The organism is Emcibacter sp., assembly GCF_963675455.1.
GTDB lineage: Bacteria > Pseudomonadota > Alphaproteobacteria > Sphingomonadales > Emcibacteraceae > Emcibacter.
This window is the reverse complement of sequence record NZ_OY776217.1, coordinates 541,965-557,711: the sequence shown is the minus strand read 5'-3', so window position 1 is coordinate 557,711 and position 15,747 is coordinate 541,965. Positions and strand designations below refer to the sequence as shown.

Below are 15,747 nucleotides of genomic sequence, written 5' to 3'. Positions count from 1 at the left end.
CACTTTTGAGGAGGGTCCCGTAGCTCAGCAGGATAGAGCACCAGATTCCTAATCTGGGGGTCGCGCGTTCGAATCGCGCCGGGATCACCATTCCAAAAAGCCGGGCCAAATTTTAATCTCTGGACCCGGCTTTTTATTCACTCTATCGACAAAAATTCTATTCCGCGATCTGGGGCTGGGCGGGCATCACCCGTTCCCTGGCCATCATCGGCACCCCGAACAACGGGCGCAGGAGAGGTGTTCGCCGGATGAGATACTCATGGATCACGAGGCAGCCCCCGATCGTCACCACCATAATCAGGAAAAACTCCGTCCATATGCCCAGTCCCATCGGATCGATCAGGGCGCCGGTGACCACGATCAGGGTCTGGTGCAGGATATACCAGGGGAACACCGCTTCGGTGCAGTAGCTCAGCCATTTGCCCGGCCGGTTGAGATACGCCTGTCCGGCGCCGAGGATGGCCATGATGATCACCCAGGCATAGAGCGGCCGCAGGGCGCGGACGATATTCTCGATCCAGGTGATGCCGTCGAACCAGTTGTCCCAGTTGGCCCATAGCAGCGACAGGCTGACGGCCAGGACAAGTGTGCCTGCCGCCGCGATCCGCCAGGTCCGGGCGAGCACGTCCCAGAAAATCACGTTCTTGGCCAGCAGGAATCCGATCAGGAAATAGCTGCCATAGCGGGCGTGTGCTCCCCAGTCGCCCCACAGGGCATGATTTTCCGGGAAATCCATATCGGTGGTAAAGCGACAGGTGATGAAGATTGCCGCGGGCAGGACAAGCAGGCGTCCGCCGCCCATCATTCTGCCGAACCAGGGCCGGTCCAGCATATCCGCCAGTTTCCGCACAACCGGCAGCAGCGGCAGAAGCAGCAGGGTATAGACCAGAAGATAGACCACATACCAGAGGTGGTTCCAGGTCGGCACGGTGATGGAAAAACTCTCCTCACCGGACAGATAGCGCCCGTAAAAATCCAGATAGCCGGGGGTGAGTTCACCTTTTGCCAGCAGCTCGAAATAGGCTTGCGGCGTCACAATCACCAGCATGCCGAAGACCAGCGGGATGAAGAGGCGGCCAAACCGGCGGCCGGCAAAACGGCGGACGGAAGTAGTCTTGTCGGTTGCATAGCGAAGCGCCACTCCCGAAATCAGAAACAGCAGCGACATCCGGAACGGGCTCGACAGCCACATAAAATGATCGACGGTGTCATTCATATGCACGCTTTTGACATGCCAGCCCTCGCTGTTGAAGAACATGCCGATATGATAAAAAATCAGGATACCAAAGGCGATTACCCTGATCCAGTCCAGGTCATAACGCCGGGTTGAGGTCTTGTCCATGTCAGGCTCCAGTGCAGTTGCGGTTATTGATCGGCACTGTGGCAGAAGGAACAGGCGCCTGCACGGATCCCGGTTTCAATGGAGCCAGTCCGGGACAAGCGGTTGTGCCGGTTTCAGGGGGAGGGATAAGCGGTAAGTTCCTTGGGGTGAGCGGTAAGTCGTTGGTGTTTTGTTGCTTTTCACCACATCCTCATTGGCGTATGCTGAGACTCATGGTAACAATCCGGACATGTTGGGCCGCGGTGGTGCAGACCCTGCTGCGGGATAGACTGATACATCTACTTGTGATGGCGACAGTTGTTATTGCCGTTGTTAATGTCATGACGAAGATGTCTGATGCGCGGGGCTATGGCCGCGACCTTCCCCTCGCCGATCCCCTCGTGACTGAATTCTCAAGCGCCTTGGCCATTATCCTGCTGCTGGCCCCGGTTTTTGTGTTTTTTGACAAAATGCCGCTGACACGCGGTACATGGCAAAGGGCCCTTGTCCCCTATATCGGGGCGAGCCTGGTCTTTTCCGTGCTGCATGTGATGATCATGGTGATGATACGGAAGGTGGCCTGGCCAATCCTGTTTGATGGCTCTTACGTTTTCTTCACGACCGGTTTCAGTGAGGCTCTCTATGAATATCGCAAGGACCTGGTGAGCTTCCTGCTTTATTTCACCCTGCATAAATTGCAGCGGCAGGTTAAGATGGCCGGAAAAGCGGGCCGGGAGAAAGCGCCTGTTGTCCTGAAAAGCGGGGCGACCACCATTCTGCTCCATCCTTACGAGTTCCTCTTTGCCAAAGCCGCCGGGAATTATGTGGACATTATCTCGCGGTCCGGGACACAGCTGGCGCGGATTACCCTGGCGGAGCTGGAAAAACTGCTCCGGGACTATGGCTGCGATGTGGTTCGTATTCACCGGTCTTATATTGTCAACCGCGCCACTATTATGGAGACCTCACCGCTGGCCGGCGGTGATTTGAACGTGAAACTCAAAAATGGTGAAATCCTGCGCGCCAGCCGCCGTTATAAAGACCGTCTGGATCATTGATGACGGTTAGGCGGCCCGGCACAGGAATCAGGCGATTTTGTGAACCCGCCAGCCTGTAACCGTAACATACGAAACTGTTACTGTAACAATATTGTCATATATCCCCCTGCCGGTACAAAGGACCCACATTCAATCACATAATGATGGGGAATAACCTCTTGAAAAAAAATCATAAAAATCTTCGTTTCATATCCGCAACAACCATGTCAGTATTGCTGGCGGCTGCTTCACTTTCACATGCACAGGCTGAGGAGAGCCCCTCTGACTCCTTCGCCTTTATCGGCGGCAACCTGGCCTATATCCAGGACGAAAACTACCGGGATAAAAATCATTTCGGGCTTGGGGTCGATGCCCTGTATCTGAAAAAAGTCTGGGGCGGCCTGTCCCTGGGGGTCAATGCCAATGCCACCTTCGGGCTGGCCTCTTCCAAAGATCTCAGCGAAACTTTCTCCGGCGAGACCTTCACCGGAGAAAGACGGGAAACGCTGTCCTTTTATACGGTTTCGCTGGTTGTGGGCGGCATCTCGGAACATGACAACGGCGGCCGGCTGGCCTATTTCATCGGCCCGATGATCGGCAGCCGTTCCGGCAGCTATGAAGTCACCTGGGACCAGGACACCGGTGCAGAAGGTCCGGTCAATTACAAGACCTCCGATAACGAGACAGCCTTCGGCCTGACGGCCGGGGCCTATTATAAATTCCCGGGCTCGGGCTGGACCCTGGGCCTGAACGCCAGCGGTTATTTTCTCAGCGATGAATATAGCGAGGTGATCTTTTCCAACAAAGTCAGCCTGTCCGCCGGTTATACCTTTTAATCTGCGTCCGGCAATGTTCGCCTGAAAAAGAGAAAGGGGGCCAGCGGCCCCCTTTATTTGTTTCCCGGTCTTATTTACCGGCTTTATTCACTGGCCTCATAGACCAGGTCGCCGTCAAACCAGGTGGCCCTGACCCGGGTCTGGCTGATCTGGGTCGGGTTGCTGCCGGCGAGGTCAATGATATTGCGGTCGAGCAGGATAAAGTCGGCTTTCTTGCCGACCTCGATGGAGCCGGTGATGTCGTCCTGGCTCATGGCCCGGGCGCCGTTGATGGTATAGGCGTCGATGGCGTCCTGAATGGACACACTTTCCTTTTCATTATAGGGCAGCCCCGTGATCCCGGCCCGGGTCACCGCCTGCTGTATATTGATGAAGGGGCGCGGGTCGCGGGTGTCTACCGGCGCATCGGACCCGGCCACCAGGGTGGCGCCGGCCTGTTTGGTGCTTCTGACCGGATAGGCCTGGGTGAAGCTGTAATAGTCGTCCCGGTACAGGTCGCGGGCATCCTTGATTTCATCGATGAACGGCATCACCGTCATGTCATATTCGGGATCGGTGACAATCCAGGCATAGGTATAGGCCAGATACAGCCCAAGGTCGCCGATGCGCTGGATATCGTCCGGGTGGACAAACTGGATATGGGCGAGGGCATGGGGCATGCGCGCCGGGCCGTTGGCCTTGCGGGCCTGTTCCAGCCCGTCAAGGGCGGTCCGCACCGCCCGGTCGCCGATCACATGCAGGTGCAGGGCGTAGCCTTCCGCATCGAAACGGCGGATGAATTCCAGTTCGATATCGCGCGGGCTTTCCAGCACGCCACGGCTGACAATACACTGGTCCGGGTGGAAGCCGTATTTCGCCATGAAGGCGGCGGCATCCGTCTTGTCACCCTGACAGACCGGGCTGTCGGGATCCACATAGCCGGTCAGCTGCAGTTCGCCTTTTTCCTCGTCCCAGGTGAAGATCGGCTGCTTGTAGGGGGTCAGTTTGGCCGCGTTGGGCAGGCCCGGCGGCACCGCCAGCGGGTTGCCTTCCGACACCCCGTCCATGAACATTTTCATGCTGTCGGCCTTGATCCGGTCATAGGACTTGTAGTGATCCCGGACCGCGGCGGCCTTTTCCGACAGGGCCGTCCAGTCAACCGCGCCGTTTTCGTCGGCAAAATCCAGCGGATTGTAAAATTGCGCCAGGGTGATCCGCAGCGGCAGTTCGTCATCTTCGGCAAGTTTGTCATAAACGGGCGCGAGGGCGGCGCTATAGGCGGCCTCCCGGATCGAGGTAATACCGATGGAATTGAGCCGGGCCGGGATCTGGCCGGCAAGTTCGATGATCGTGCTCATATCCCCGTCCAGCATGCTGTAGGGAGAGATCAGGCTGCGGGCCTGTTCGTTAACCATGCCGTCCGGTTCGCCGGCATTATCAACGCCGATGGTGACCCGGTAGTCGGCGAAATCACTCTGCAGGGTGGCCTTGCTGAGGCCAATGACCTCGCCGTCTTTTGATTTGGCCAGGGCCAGACCGGCCGAATTATAGGCCCCGTGGTGACCGTCGTTGCCGGCCAGGGTAATCGGGATATCAGGGGAGGCCGCATCAAGGGCCTGGCGAATGGTCTTGAATTCCGCCGTCGGTGTATTGCCGAGCGCAAAGGACCATTGTTCGCCGACCAGCCAGCTGCCGGGTTCCGGTTGCAGCCGCTCGATACAGTCGGCCATGAAGGCGGACAGTTCGCTCAGGTTCATGGGCGTGCTTTCCAGGTCGCAGCGTTCAAACTCCACAAGACCGCTGGGGTGGATATGGTTGTCATGCAGGCCGGGCAGGATCAGGTCGCCGTCGAGGGTGGTGATTTTGGTATCGGCGCCGATATAGGCCGCGGCCGATTTCTCGTCACCCACATAGACAAAGACCCCGTCGCGGACGGCCAGCGCCGTGGCCATTTCCCGGCTGTCGTTTGCCGTATAGATTGTCGCGTTGAGGATGACCGTGTCGGCGCTCTCCTCCTTCTTGTCGCAGCCCGCAAGAAACGGGGACAGAAACAACGCCCCCAGTACCAATGTCCTTATCGTCATTTTAATCTCCACCTCCGGTTACAGCGGGCAGGCAGGATCGTCGCCCCCCGGATGAAAAGACTAGGCCAGAACAGGGGGCGCAGACAAGCTTAAAATTTGGCCCAAAATCCGGTTGGCGGCGTCGGGGGCCTGTCGTATAAGAACGAAAGACAGAGTTTAAAGGGAGCAGTCCGATGTCAAAATTCCAGAGAATTGATGCAGATGCCGTCTCCGGCGAGCGCGAACCGGTCAGCCCGGACCGGTTGATTTCCGGATCGCCGATGCAGATGACCGTCAACCAGTATACCAATGCCAAAGAAAATATGTTTGTCGGCATCTGGGCCTCGGACGCGGGCAAATGGAATGTGTCCTATACCGAGGATGAATTTTGCACCATTCTGGAGGGCGAAGCGATCCTGACCGAACAGGGCGGTGAGGCGATCCACCTGAAAGCGGGCGATCATTTCACCGTCTCTGCCGGTTTTGAAGGCACCTGGGAAACCGTGGGTTCGGTCCGCAAGCTTTATGTGATTTACGAGGAGTAGGGTGGGGGGGTAAATCGGGTGGAACTGAGTGGGGTATACATGAGTTCCTGTTAAAACTTGAAATAGGCGAGGCAGGTGTAAAAATAGGCGAGATCAAATTCGATATATGCTACTATAGGTTCTTAACGTGTATTAAAGGTGACATATTAAAAATTTAGCTGAGGATATGGGGGGGACATGAAAATTGAGTCAAAGGATATAGATATAGATACACTTCTTGCGGGAAGTTTCTTTCATATTCCACGATTCCAAAGGCCTTATTCTTGGGATGAGGACAATATCAATGAGTTTTGGGAGGATTTAATACGCAGCAGAGGCGATGAATATTTTATTGGCTCAATGGTTGTGTTTAAAAAGGCAAAACAACAATATGGAATTGTTGATGGTCAGCAAAGATTAACAACAATCACGATTCTTTTATGTGTAATTAGGGATGCTTTCAATGAATTGGGGTGTGAGGATCTATCTCAAGGTATTCACCAGTTAATTGAAAGAACGGATCGAGAAAATAAACGTGAATATGTCCTTCTAACCGAGACTTCTTTTCCATATTTTCAAGAGGTTATTCAAAAATTTGAAGACGCCGAGGATTTGGACTACGAGATCAAAGAAGAAGAAAAATATCTCAAGAGTGCTCATGAAATATTCAAGCAAAAGACTTCTGTTATTTTAAATTCAATAGATTTGAATCCCGGTATTCTTCAGGAAAATAAACTAGATAATAAAAGACAGGCATTAATTGATATCAGAGATTCAGTTTTGAATCTGAATATAATTTTTATTACTTTAGAAAAAGAAGACGATGCCTATTTAATTTTCGAAACATTAAATACTAGAGGAAAAGATCTAGCATTAACTGATCTTGTGAAAAACCACTTCTTTAAACATATGAAGAAATCCGGATCCGTTGATCACATGAAAATTAGGTGGAATAAATTACTAGACACGATCCATCAATCTTCTGCAGATATATCAACAGATACTTTCATTTATCATTTTTGGGCATCTAGATATGAGAGCGTACCTTTAAAAAAACTCTTTCCTGTAATGCGAAAAACAATCACTAGAGCAAAGTCTAAAGACTATTTGGAAGGGTTGGTTTCAGATTCGAAAATATATCGTTCAATACATGAACCATCATTTGAATGGAAGGTCAATGAGAGGGAGGTCTCAAGATCCTTAGAGGCCATGCAGTTGTTTAAGTTGTCACAACCTATCCCTGCTGTGTTATCGTTAGTCAGGGCGTATAGATCAAAAACTATTAAACTTGCGAAGCTAAGAGATACTCTTCGGGCAATAGAGAACTTCCACTTTAAGTTTACTGCAGTTACTTCCTCCCGTTCTTCAGGTGGGATATCTGCTATGTACAATGCATTTGCGCAAAAACTATTTGAAGCCAATGACTCGCAAACTGCGGCAGCTGAGATTCAATTATTTGTAAACAAATTGAGGGATAAGGTGCCCGTATATGATGAATTTGTTGTTGGATTTAGGCAGATAATTTTTACAAATACAAATTCTAAACAAAAGAATCTTGTCCGTTATATCCTCGAGAAGATATCGACCAGTAAAGGTTATAAGTATTCAGTTGATTATGCAGATTTAACAATTGAACATATCATCCCGCAGTCGCAAATTGATGAAGCTCATAATCCAGAAGAAATTATTGGATCTCTAGGGAATTTGATTTTTGTTGATCAAAATTTGAATGGCTTGCTTGACAAAAAGCCATTCAACGAAAAGAAAACAATATTAAATCAAAATAAAGAAAGTTGTCCGAGCTACATACTAGAACAAGAGAGCTGGACAAAGACAGAGGTTACAACACATTTAAACAAAATGGCTCATGATGCATACTATGATGTTTGGAAATTGTGATAGTCGGTAACTAACCGACTTGGCAGTTTCCTTTGCCCAATTGACATCCTTCTCCGCCCGCCATACGCTCATAAGCAATATCTGCCCTGACAGAAAAACATAAAGAGGATATCGTCATGCGCCTGTTGCCCGCCGTTCTGGCTTTTCTCGGCATTTTTAGTTTCACCTCCGTAACGGCGCTGGCCGACCACCACACGTCCGAGCACGCCAAAAAGGCGTTTGAGATCTACAAGCATATTGTCGAGATCGACAGTTCCAAAACCACCGGCGGGGCGCCGAAGGTCGCGCACTATCTGGCCTCTGAACTGATTGCCGCCGGTTTTCCCGAGGGTGATGTGCAGGTGGTGATGACAGAGGGCGTTCCGGCGCTGATCGCCCGCTTTCGCGGTGACGGCTCAAGCGGCAAGAAGCCGATCCTGGTCATTGGCCATATGGATGTGGTCGAGGCCAATCCGGCCGATTGGGAACGGGCCCCCTTCAGTTTGACCGAAGATGACAATTATTTCTACGGCCGCGGCAGCGTCGATAATAAATTCGGCGTCGCCCAGGCGACCGCCACCTTCATTCGGCTGAAAAAGGAAGGTTTTGTACCCAACCGGGACCTTTACCTCGCCTTTTCCGGCGATGAGGAAAGTGGCATGATCTCTACCCGCATGCTGGCCGCGCGGCCTGACCTTCTCGAGGCCGGGTTTGCCCTGAATACGGATGCCGGCGGCGGCGATCTGGACCCGTCCGGCAAGGCCGTGACCTATGCGGTGCAGGCGGCGGAAAAGACCTATGCCACCTGGGAAATGACGGCGACCAATCCCGGCGGCCACAGCTCGCGCCCGCGCCCGGACAACGCCATTTACGATCTGGCCGACGCCATCACGCGGATCCAGGCCCACCATTTCCCGGTGCGCTGGAGCAAGATGACACTGGATTATTTCCGCGAAACCGGCCAACAGCTGGGCGGCGAGCTGGGCCAGGCCATGCTGGCCTTTGCCGCTAACCCCGAGGACAAAGCGGCGTCCGACCGGCTCGAGGTGGAGTCTTCCTATGTGGGCAGCACCCGCACCACCTGCGTGGTGACCATGCTGCGCGGCGGACACGCGGAAAACGCCCTGCCGCAATCGGCGACCGCCACCGTCAACTGCCGTATCTTCCCGGGGGTGAGTATGGCCCATATCGAGCAGGAGCTGAAAAGGATCGTCGCCAATGACAAGCTGGACTTCAAACTCATCAGTGACCTTATCGAAAGCCCTATCTCTGAAACCCGGGCTGACGTTATGGCGGCGGTGGCGAAAGCGGTGCACGGCCGCTATCCCGGCGTGAAGATCATTCCCTATATGGAATCCGGCGGCACCGACGGCATGCATTTCCGCACCAACGGCGTGCCCACCTGGGGCATTTCCGGCCTGTTCATGGACCCGGACGAGATGTATGCCCACGGCCTTAACGAACGCGCCCCCAAGGCAGGCTTTTACGGCGCGCTGGATCACTGGAGCATCATCCTCAAGGCGCTTGCCGGCGGGAAATAAGCTTATTTCTTGCCCTCATGGATCGGGAGCCCTATACAGGGCTCCTGATTTTATTTGCCTAAAGGATAACCCCATGAGCGAACTGCCGCCCTGCCCGAAATGTAATTCCCCCTATGCCTATGAGGACGGGGCGCTGCTGATCTGCCCGGAATGCGCCCATGAGTGGAACCCGGCCGAGGCCGCCGAGGAAGATGTGGTGCGCGACAGTGTCGGCAATATCCTCGCGGACGGCGACACCGTTACGGTGATCAAGGACCTGAAAGTCAAGGGCTCCTCAAGCGTGGTCAAGGTCGGCACCAAGGTCAAGAACATCCGCCTGGTCGACGGCGACCATGATATCGACTGCAAAATCGACGGCATCGGCTCAATGGGCCTCAAGTCCGAGTTTGTTCGTAAAGTCTAGGGCGTAAAGTCCGGGGCGCAAGATTAAGGCTTTATCGCCCTATCAATTAACTAACTCTAAATTATTTAACTCTAATACTTAATCCTTGATAAACAAATTAAGTTTCAAGGAGTGGTTAAATGAACTACTGGTCTCGTCTCGGCTTCCGGGGCAGGATGGTCTTGTCCCTGATGGGGCTGACTGTGTTTTCAGCCCTGATTTTCGTTGTGATCATGACGGTGACGGTCAACAGTATTACCGAAACTGCATTGGAACGGGAACTTGGCGTTCTCTATGACGACCTTCTGGGCCGGATTGATGCCGAGGCCCGCCGGGCCCGCTCCATGGCTGAGGTGGTGGCGGCAAACAGCGCCGTGCGGGATGCGTTCGGGGCCGGTGACCGAGACCGCCTGTCAGCCATGTATGTGGCGGATTTCGAGGCCTTACAGAAAACCACCGGCGTACGCCAGTTCCAGTTTCATTCCCCGCCGGCCACCTCTTTTCTGCGTGTGCACAAAGCGGAAAAATTCGGAGACGACCTGTCTTCCTTCCGCAAGACCGTGCTGGAAGCCAACCAGGATAATGCCGCCCGTACCGGTCTTGAAAAGGGTGTTGCGGGCATCGGCATCCGCGGGGTTGTGCCGGTGAACGGCGAGGACGGCCATATTGGCTCGGTCGAATTCGGTCTGTCCCTCGGCAATGATTTTATCAGACGGGTCGCCGACCGGCCCGGTTATGATATTCTGCTTTACGTTTTTGATGAGAAGGGCGCTTCGAAATTGTTTGCCGCAAGCACTGACGAAGTGCCGCTGGAACCGGGCCTGCTGACGGACGCCAGGTCAGGGCAACATGTTTTTCCTGAATTTTCGACCGGCGACCAGACTGTGGGTATGCTGGCGGGTCCGGTCAGGGATTTTTCCGGGAAAACCATCGGGGTTGCTGTTTTGCTGCTCGACAGTTCCCACTATGCGGCGCTCCGGGCCTCGGCCAACTGGTCAAGCCTTGCTGCGCTTCTGGTGCTTTTGATGGTGGCTGGCCTGGTTGTGCTGGTGATGTATAAATCCTGTGCCGCTCCGCTTGTCGACCTGACCGCCGTGATTACGAGACTGGCCAGGGGAGATGTGTCCGGCGAAGACATAGATATGAACAGGCAGGATGAAATCGGTAAAATTGCCGAGGCGGTAGGTGTATTTCGTCAGGGCCTGATCGAACAGAAGGCCATGGCCGATGAAATAGCGGTCCGCGAACAGAAGGACCGGGAGCTGGAAGAGCAACGCCGACTGGAAAAAGCCGAGCAGGAGCGGTTGGCTCAGCAGGCCAAAGAGGAAAGCCGCCTCAAACAGGAAGCCGAACGAGCCCGCATGATGGCCGAACTTGCCGACAGTTTCGAAAAATCGGTGCAGGCTGTGATCGATAAAGTGGCGGAAACTTCCGAGGTGCTGGGCCAGCGCGCAGGCCATCTTTCCCAGTTGTCTGCTGATGGCGTCAGTAAAGCAGAGTATGGCAATCGGGCCGTCAGTGAAGCTTCCGGTAATATGAATGCGGTAGCCTCCAGTACCGAGGAAATGGCGGCGTCTGTTTCTGAAATTACCCGCCAGGTTTCCCATTCCAGCCAGAGCGCCCAGAACGCGGTCAGCAAGGGCGGTGTTGCCCAGAAACAGATTGAGGAATTGTCAGCCAAAGTGACATCTATTGATAGTGTACTGACCCTGATCAGCGAGATATCCGAACAGACAAATCTGCTGGCGCTAAACGCCACGATCGAGGCCGCCCGGGCCGGTGAGGCCGGTAAGGGTTTTGCCGTAGTGGCCAGCGAGGTGAAGGACCTTGCCAACCAGACCGCGAAAGCGGCCGGCGAGATTCAGGGGCAGGTAGAGGACATGCAGGGATCAACCCGGGATGCGGTGGCGCAAATCATGGATGTCATGAAAATCGTCAACGACTTCGGCGAGATGATCTCCGGTATTGCAGCAGCGGTGGAGGAACAGGATGCCGCGACCAAGGAAATCGCCCGCAGCGCCCGCATGGCGTCAGACAATTCCGGCGAGGTTTCTAAAAATATTGCCGGTCTGACCGAGACCGTGGATGAAACAGGAACCATGTCCAGCGCCCTGACCGAAGTGGCAAGGGATCTTCATGGGAACGTGCAGCTTTTACAGGACAGCACTGACAGCTTCCTGAGGCAGATAAGGACAGGAAGTTGACGAAACAGGTGAGGTAACCGGCAAATCCTTCGCAAATATTCTTTGCTGTAGATTCTGAAGGGGAGTACAGTCTCTTCACGCTCCTCTGTGGGCGGATGTTTATTTCCTCTTGGAAATCCGGGCGCGCTGTCTGTCCTTTTAAACCGGAGATGGCCAACCCTTTGGAGTGCTACAGGCAAGATGACTGTTTTTGCGACCTGCCCGCCGCCGCCCGGTGGGGGAAGTTTTGTCGAGGGCGGTGCCGATGTGCGCCTGTTCGAACGCATCGCCTGTGATCTGGAAACAAAGGGTCATTGTCTCTATACCGGCGGCCTGTCAGCGGCTCTTGAAGTGACCCTGCAGGACCAGGTTGCCGATATCCCGCAACGGGAATTTCGCCCGGCCCGGATTGGGCGGCAGGAAACACGGCAGAAAAACAACCGGGTGCGCCGGGACAAAATCAGCTGGATCACCGGGGAGCGCCCCGCCGGCCGGGCCTGGCTGGACTGGGCCGACGCCCTGCAGCTCTATCTTAATCGCCGCCTGTTTCTGGGGCTCACGTCTTTCGAAAGCCATTATGCCCGCTACGAAGAGGGTGATTTTTATCGCCGCCATCTGGACGCCTTTCCGGGTGACGCCAACCGGGTGTTGTCGCTGGTGGCCTACCTCAACCGGGACTGGCAACCGGGAGACGGCGGCGAACTTCTGCTTTACCCGGGCGGTCCTGCCCAGGCGCCGGTGGCGGTGGCGCCGCTGTTCGGCACCTTGGCGATATTCCTGAGCGAGGAAATGCCCCATGAGGTTCTGCCCTGCCGCAGTGAGCGTCTGTCCATTGCCGGCTGGTTCCGGGTCCGGCCGCTGGATGTTCCGCCGGTGTTGTGATCGATGCCGCTATGATCTTGATGAAAACAGGGAACTCAACTATCCTTGCGAGTGCGGGACAGAGGCCCACCTGTCGCCAGGCGGCGACTGTAAGGGGCAATGATCAAAAAGGATACCGATAAAAGATGGTAGAATATATATTTACGCCGCCGGATATCTTCAGCCTCCCCATCCGCGGGCAGTCACAACGGTATCCGGTCAAAAGAATTTTCTGTGTGGGACGCAATTATGCGGCCCATGCCCGTGAGATGGGTTTCGAGGTAGACAAGAGCAATCCGTTTTTCTTCACCAAATCCGCCTTTAACGCTGCCCCGTCCGGCTGCACGGTGAGCTATCCACCGGAAACGGAAGACTATCATCACGAAATGGAAATGGTTGTTCTGATGGGCGGTCCCGCCTTCCGGATCACAGCGGAAGAGGCGCTTGGGCAGGTGTACGGCTATGCCTGCGGCCTGGACATGACGCGACGCGATGTGCAGGCGGAATGCCGTCGGCAATCCCGCCCCTGGAGTTTGGCCAAGGATGTGGAACAGAGCGCCATCATCGCCGAAGCTGTCCCGGCGGCGGAATGCGGCCATCCCGCGAGCGGCCGGATTGAACTCTCTGTCAATGGCGAGGCAAGACAGTCATCCGACATTTCCCATATGGTCAACAATGTGGCGGAATTGATTTCCTTTTTGTCCCGTTATTATCACCTTGATGCGGGTGATGTGATTTTCACCGGCACGCCGGACGGTGTGGGGCCGGTCAGGCCGGGCGACCATCTGGAGGGAACCATCGAAGGTGTGGGCAGTATATCACTGACAGTCCGGGAATAAGCCGCTTCTACCGGCTTGGACTTTCGCCTTGTAGACTGCCGTTGTTACAGTAATTTGTTTTGTAAAAACAGCATGTTATATCTTAGTAAAGAATTAACATAAATCATGTGATAATATTCGCTCAAGTACATGTTGGCATACAGGTGCGAAGCGTATATGCGTATGATTATGACAGATTGGCAGCGCCGACCAGGGGCTTTGTCCTCATCCCGTTCTTCCGGAATGGATGTTGCAAAGGATGTCTGTCTTCTTTTCTTATTTTCGCTTCATCTATCCTCGTTTTTCCGTTTCGGCCGGATATCCCGTTCCTGTGAAGAAAGGGCTGCACCATGACGACACAGGACTGGTCCAAATTAACGAAAGACCTCGGCGTTCTCGCAGAAATCCTTGAAAAGTCCGTTGATGGTTTCATTTCCCTGGACAAGGATCAGAAAATTATCCTCTTTAACAGGGGGGCCGAGCAGATCTTTGGTTATGCAGCGGCGGAGGTTCTTGGTAAGGGCCTGGAAATGCTTCTGCCGGAAGAAGCGCGGGCTGGCCACCGGGAACATGTGAACGCTTTCGCATCTGAGAAAAAAGCCTCCCGCATGATGGGAGAACGTAAAGTTCTTTTTGGCCTGACCAGGGATGGCCGGCAGATCCCTTTGGATATTGCCATTCAGCATCATGACCGTTCCCGTGAGGTCCGGTATACCGCCGTATGCCGTGATATTTCCCAACGGGTTTCCCGGGAAAAAAACCTTTCGGAAGAGAAAGCAAAATTCGAGGCTCTTTTCAACAGCTCCAACCGTTTGATATTCCTGATGGATGAGCAGGGTGTGGTCCGGGACATGAATGTGACTGCCAGGGGTTTTCTTGTCGGTGAGAAGGAGTGCTGTATTGGCCGGCGTATCTGGGACTGTGCTTTCTGGGAGAACAAGGTTGACCAGGCCCGCCTGAAGCGGGAAGTCAGTGATCTGGGGAACGAAGGTTTTGGCCGCCTTCAGGCCCAGATAACATCCGGGGAAGGCAAAAAGGTTTCACTGGACATTGTTCTCAGGAAATTCTCGATCGAGGATTCCGAGGAAAGGCTGATTGTCCTTGAGGCAATGGATGTCACCCGGCTTGCCGAGACCAATGAAGCGCTAAGGAAAAGTGAGAGAAGTCTTGCCCGGGCGCAACAGATTGCCCGTCTTGGCAACTGGGACTGGAATATCGAAACCAATGACCTGCATTGGTCGGACGAGGTTTACCGCATCTTTGGCATAAAGCCCACAGGATTAGGAGCCTCCTATCCGGCATTTCTGGAAACCATACATGTGGATGACCGGGCCAAGGTTGAGAAAGCTGTGGCCAATGCGTTGAATTTGGGTAAACCTTATAATATAATTCACCGGATTGTGACCTCCGACGGGGAGGAAAAGGTTGTTCATGAACTTGGTGAAGTGCTGCGGGATTCCTCGGGACAGCCGCTGTATATGGCGGGAACTGTTCAGGATATTACCGAAAGCTGGCACCGAGAAAAGGCTCTTTCCGAAGCCCATAGCAAGGCGGAAGCAGCCAACCGGGCAAAATCACAGTTCCTGGCCACCATGAGTCATGAGTTGCGTACGCCGCTCAATGCCATTATCGGCTTCAGCAGCAGCATGCAGGACGGAATTTTCGGCAAAATAGACGACAAATATAAGGAATATGCCGGATTTATTCAGGAAAGCGGGCAGCATCTTCTGTCCATCATCAATGATATTCTGGATCTGTCCAGAATTGAGGTCGGGACAATAGAAATTCGGGCAGACTGGGTCAGGCCGGAACGACTGGTTGAGAAATGTCTGAAATTTATTTCAGAAAGAGCACATAACAAGTGTATTCAACTGAAAACAAAAGTTGAGGAAAATCTGGGAGATCTTTTTCTTGATGAGAGGCATTGTGACCAGATCCTGATAAACCTGTTAACCAATGCGGTAAAATTCACTGAACCTGGCGGAACCGTTGAAATTGGTGCCCGTAGCCGTGGGCGGGACGTGGAGTTTTACGTTCGCGATACGGGTATTGGCATGTCGGAGGAAGATATCGGTACGGTATTCCAGCCTTTCGTGCAGGCCGATATGAGTTATGCCCGTAACCATGAAGGTGTTGGCCTGGGGCTGGCAATTGTCAAACAGTTGACGGAACTTCAGGGCGGTAAAGTGGAACTGGAAAGCACCCCCGGTGAAGGCACCTGCATTTCGATTTTTTTCCCCACAGAATGCGCAGAGAGCGGACGAGAAGAAAGTGCGGACATCTATGATGCAGCAAACTGACGGAGACTGTTTCCCGATATAGAT

The 15,747-nt window shown here is 53.8% G+C and carries 12 protein-coding genes and 1 tRNA gene; 11 read left to right on the top strand and 2 right to left on the bottom strand.

Translation table 11 applies throughout. From position 1 onward, the window contains the following. Positions 1-13: 13 nt before the first annotated feature. Positions 14-90: transfer RNA gene (locus ACORNT_RS02555), tRNA-Arg, on the top strand. 67 nt (positions 91-157) lie between these two features. Here ACORNT_RS02555 and ACORNT_RS02550 read toward each other — a convergent pair. Beyond that, the gene (locus ACORNT_RS02550; protein WP_321394943.1) at positions 158-1,342 is read right to left on the bottom strand and encodes an acyltransferase family protein; all 1,185 of its coding nucleotides are present in this window, start codon (positions 1,340-1,342) and stop codon (positions 158-160) included. Between the two features lie 287 nt (positions 1,343-1,629). Here ACORNT_RS02550 and ACORNT_RS02545 point away from each other — a divergent pair, with 287 nt between their 5' ends. Together ACORNT_RS02545 and ACORNT_RS02540 are read left to right on the top strand one after the other, a co-directional pair. Further along, the gene (locus ACORNT_RS02545) at positions 1,630-2,379 is read left to right on the top strand and encodes a LytTR family DNA-binding domain-containing protein (protein WP_321394940.1); all 750 of its coding nucleotides are present in this window, start codon (positions 1,630-1,632) and stop codon (positions 2,377-2,379) included. A gap of 203 nt (positions 2,380-2,582) precedes the next feature. Further along, a complete protein-coding gene (locus tag ACORNT_RS02540) occupies positions 2,583-3,194 on the top strand; it encodes an outer membrane beta-barrel protein (RefSeq protein WP_321394937.1) in 612 nt (203 codons plus the stop codon). Between the two features lie 83 nt (positions 3,195-3,277). Here the strand turns inward: ACORNT_RS02540 and ACORNT_RS02535 are convergent, their stop codons facing one another. Next, complete coding sequence (locus ACORNT_RS02535) at positions 3,278-5,257, bottom strand: amidohydrolase (protein WP_321394934.1); 1,980 nt, start codon at positions 5,255-5,257, stop codon at positions 3,278-3,280. Between the two features lie 173 nt (positions 5,258-5,430). Here ACORNT_RS02535 and ACORNT_RS02530 point away from each other — a divergent pair, with 173 nt between their 5' ends. From ACORNT_RS02530 to ACORNT_RS02495, 8 genes are all read left to right on the top strand, one after another. Continuing rightward, a complete protein-coding gene (locus tag ACORNT_RS02530; RefSeq protein WP_321394931.1) occupies positions 5,431-5,781 on the top strand; it encodes a cupin domain-containing protein in 351 nt (116 codons plus the stop codon). A 177-nt stretch (positions 5,782-5,958) separates the two neighbouring features. Beyond that, a complete protein-coding gene (locus ACORNT_RS02525; protein ID WP_321394929.1) occupies positions 5,959-7,659 on the top strand; it encodes a DUF262 domain-containing HNH endonuclease family protein in 1,701 nt (566 codons plus the stop codon). A 116-nt stretch (positions 7,660-7,775) separates the two neighbouring features. Next, a complete protein-coding gene (locus tag ACORNT_RS02520; RefSeq protein ID WP_321394926.1) occupies positions 7,776-9,179 on the top strand; it encodes a M20/M25/M40 family metallo-hydrolase in 1,404 nt (467 codons plus the stop codon). A gap of 73 nt (positions 9,180-9,252) precedes the next feature. Then, positions 9,253-9,582 (top strand): zinc ribbon domain-containing protein YjdM, encoded by a 330-nt coding sequence (locus ACORNT_RS02515; RefSeq protein WP_321394923.1) that lies wholly within the window; start codon positions 9,253-9,255, stop codon positions 9,580-9,582. 119 nt (positions 9,583-9,701) lie between these two features. Continuing rightward, entirely contained in the window at positions 9,702-11,765 is a 2,064-nt protein-coding gene (locus ACORNT_RS02510; RefSeq protein WP_321394921.1) for a cache domain-containing protein, read from the top strand. Between the two features lie 180 nt (positions 11,766-11,945). After that, positions 11,946-12,626 (top strand): 2OG-Fe(II) oxygenase, encoded by a 681-nt coding sequence (locus ACORNT_RS02505; RefSeq protein ID WP_321394917.1) that lies wholly within the window; start codon positions 11,946-11,948, stop codon positions 12,624-12,626. 125 nt (positions 12,627-12,751) lie between these two features. Further along, a complete protein-coding gene (locus ACORNT_RS02500) occupies positions 12,752-13,444 on the top strand; it encodes a fumarylacetoacetate hydrolase family protein (RefSeq protein WP_321394914.1) in 693 nt (230 codons plus the stop codon). A 329-nt stretch (positions 13,445-13,773) separates the two neighbouring features. Continuing rightward, positions 13,774-15,723, top strand: a complete 1,950-nt coding sequence (locus ACORNT_RS02495) for a PAS domain S-box protein (RefSeq protein WP_321394911.1) — start codon at positions 13,774-13,776, stop codon at positions 15,721-15,723. Positions 15,724-15,747: the final 24 nt, after the last annotated feature.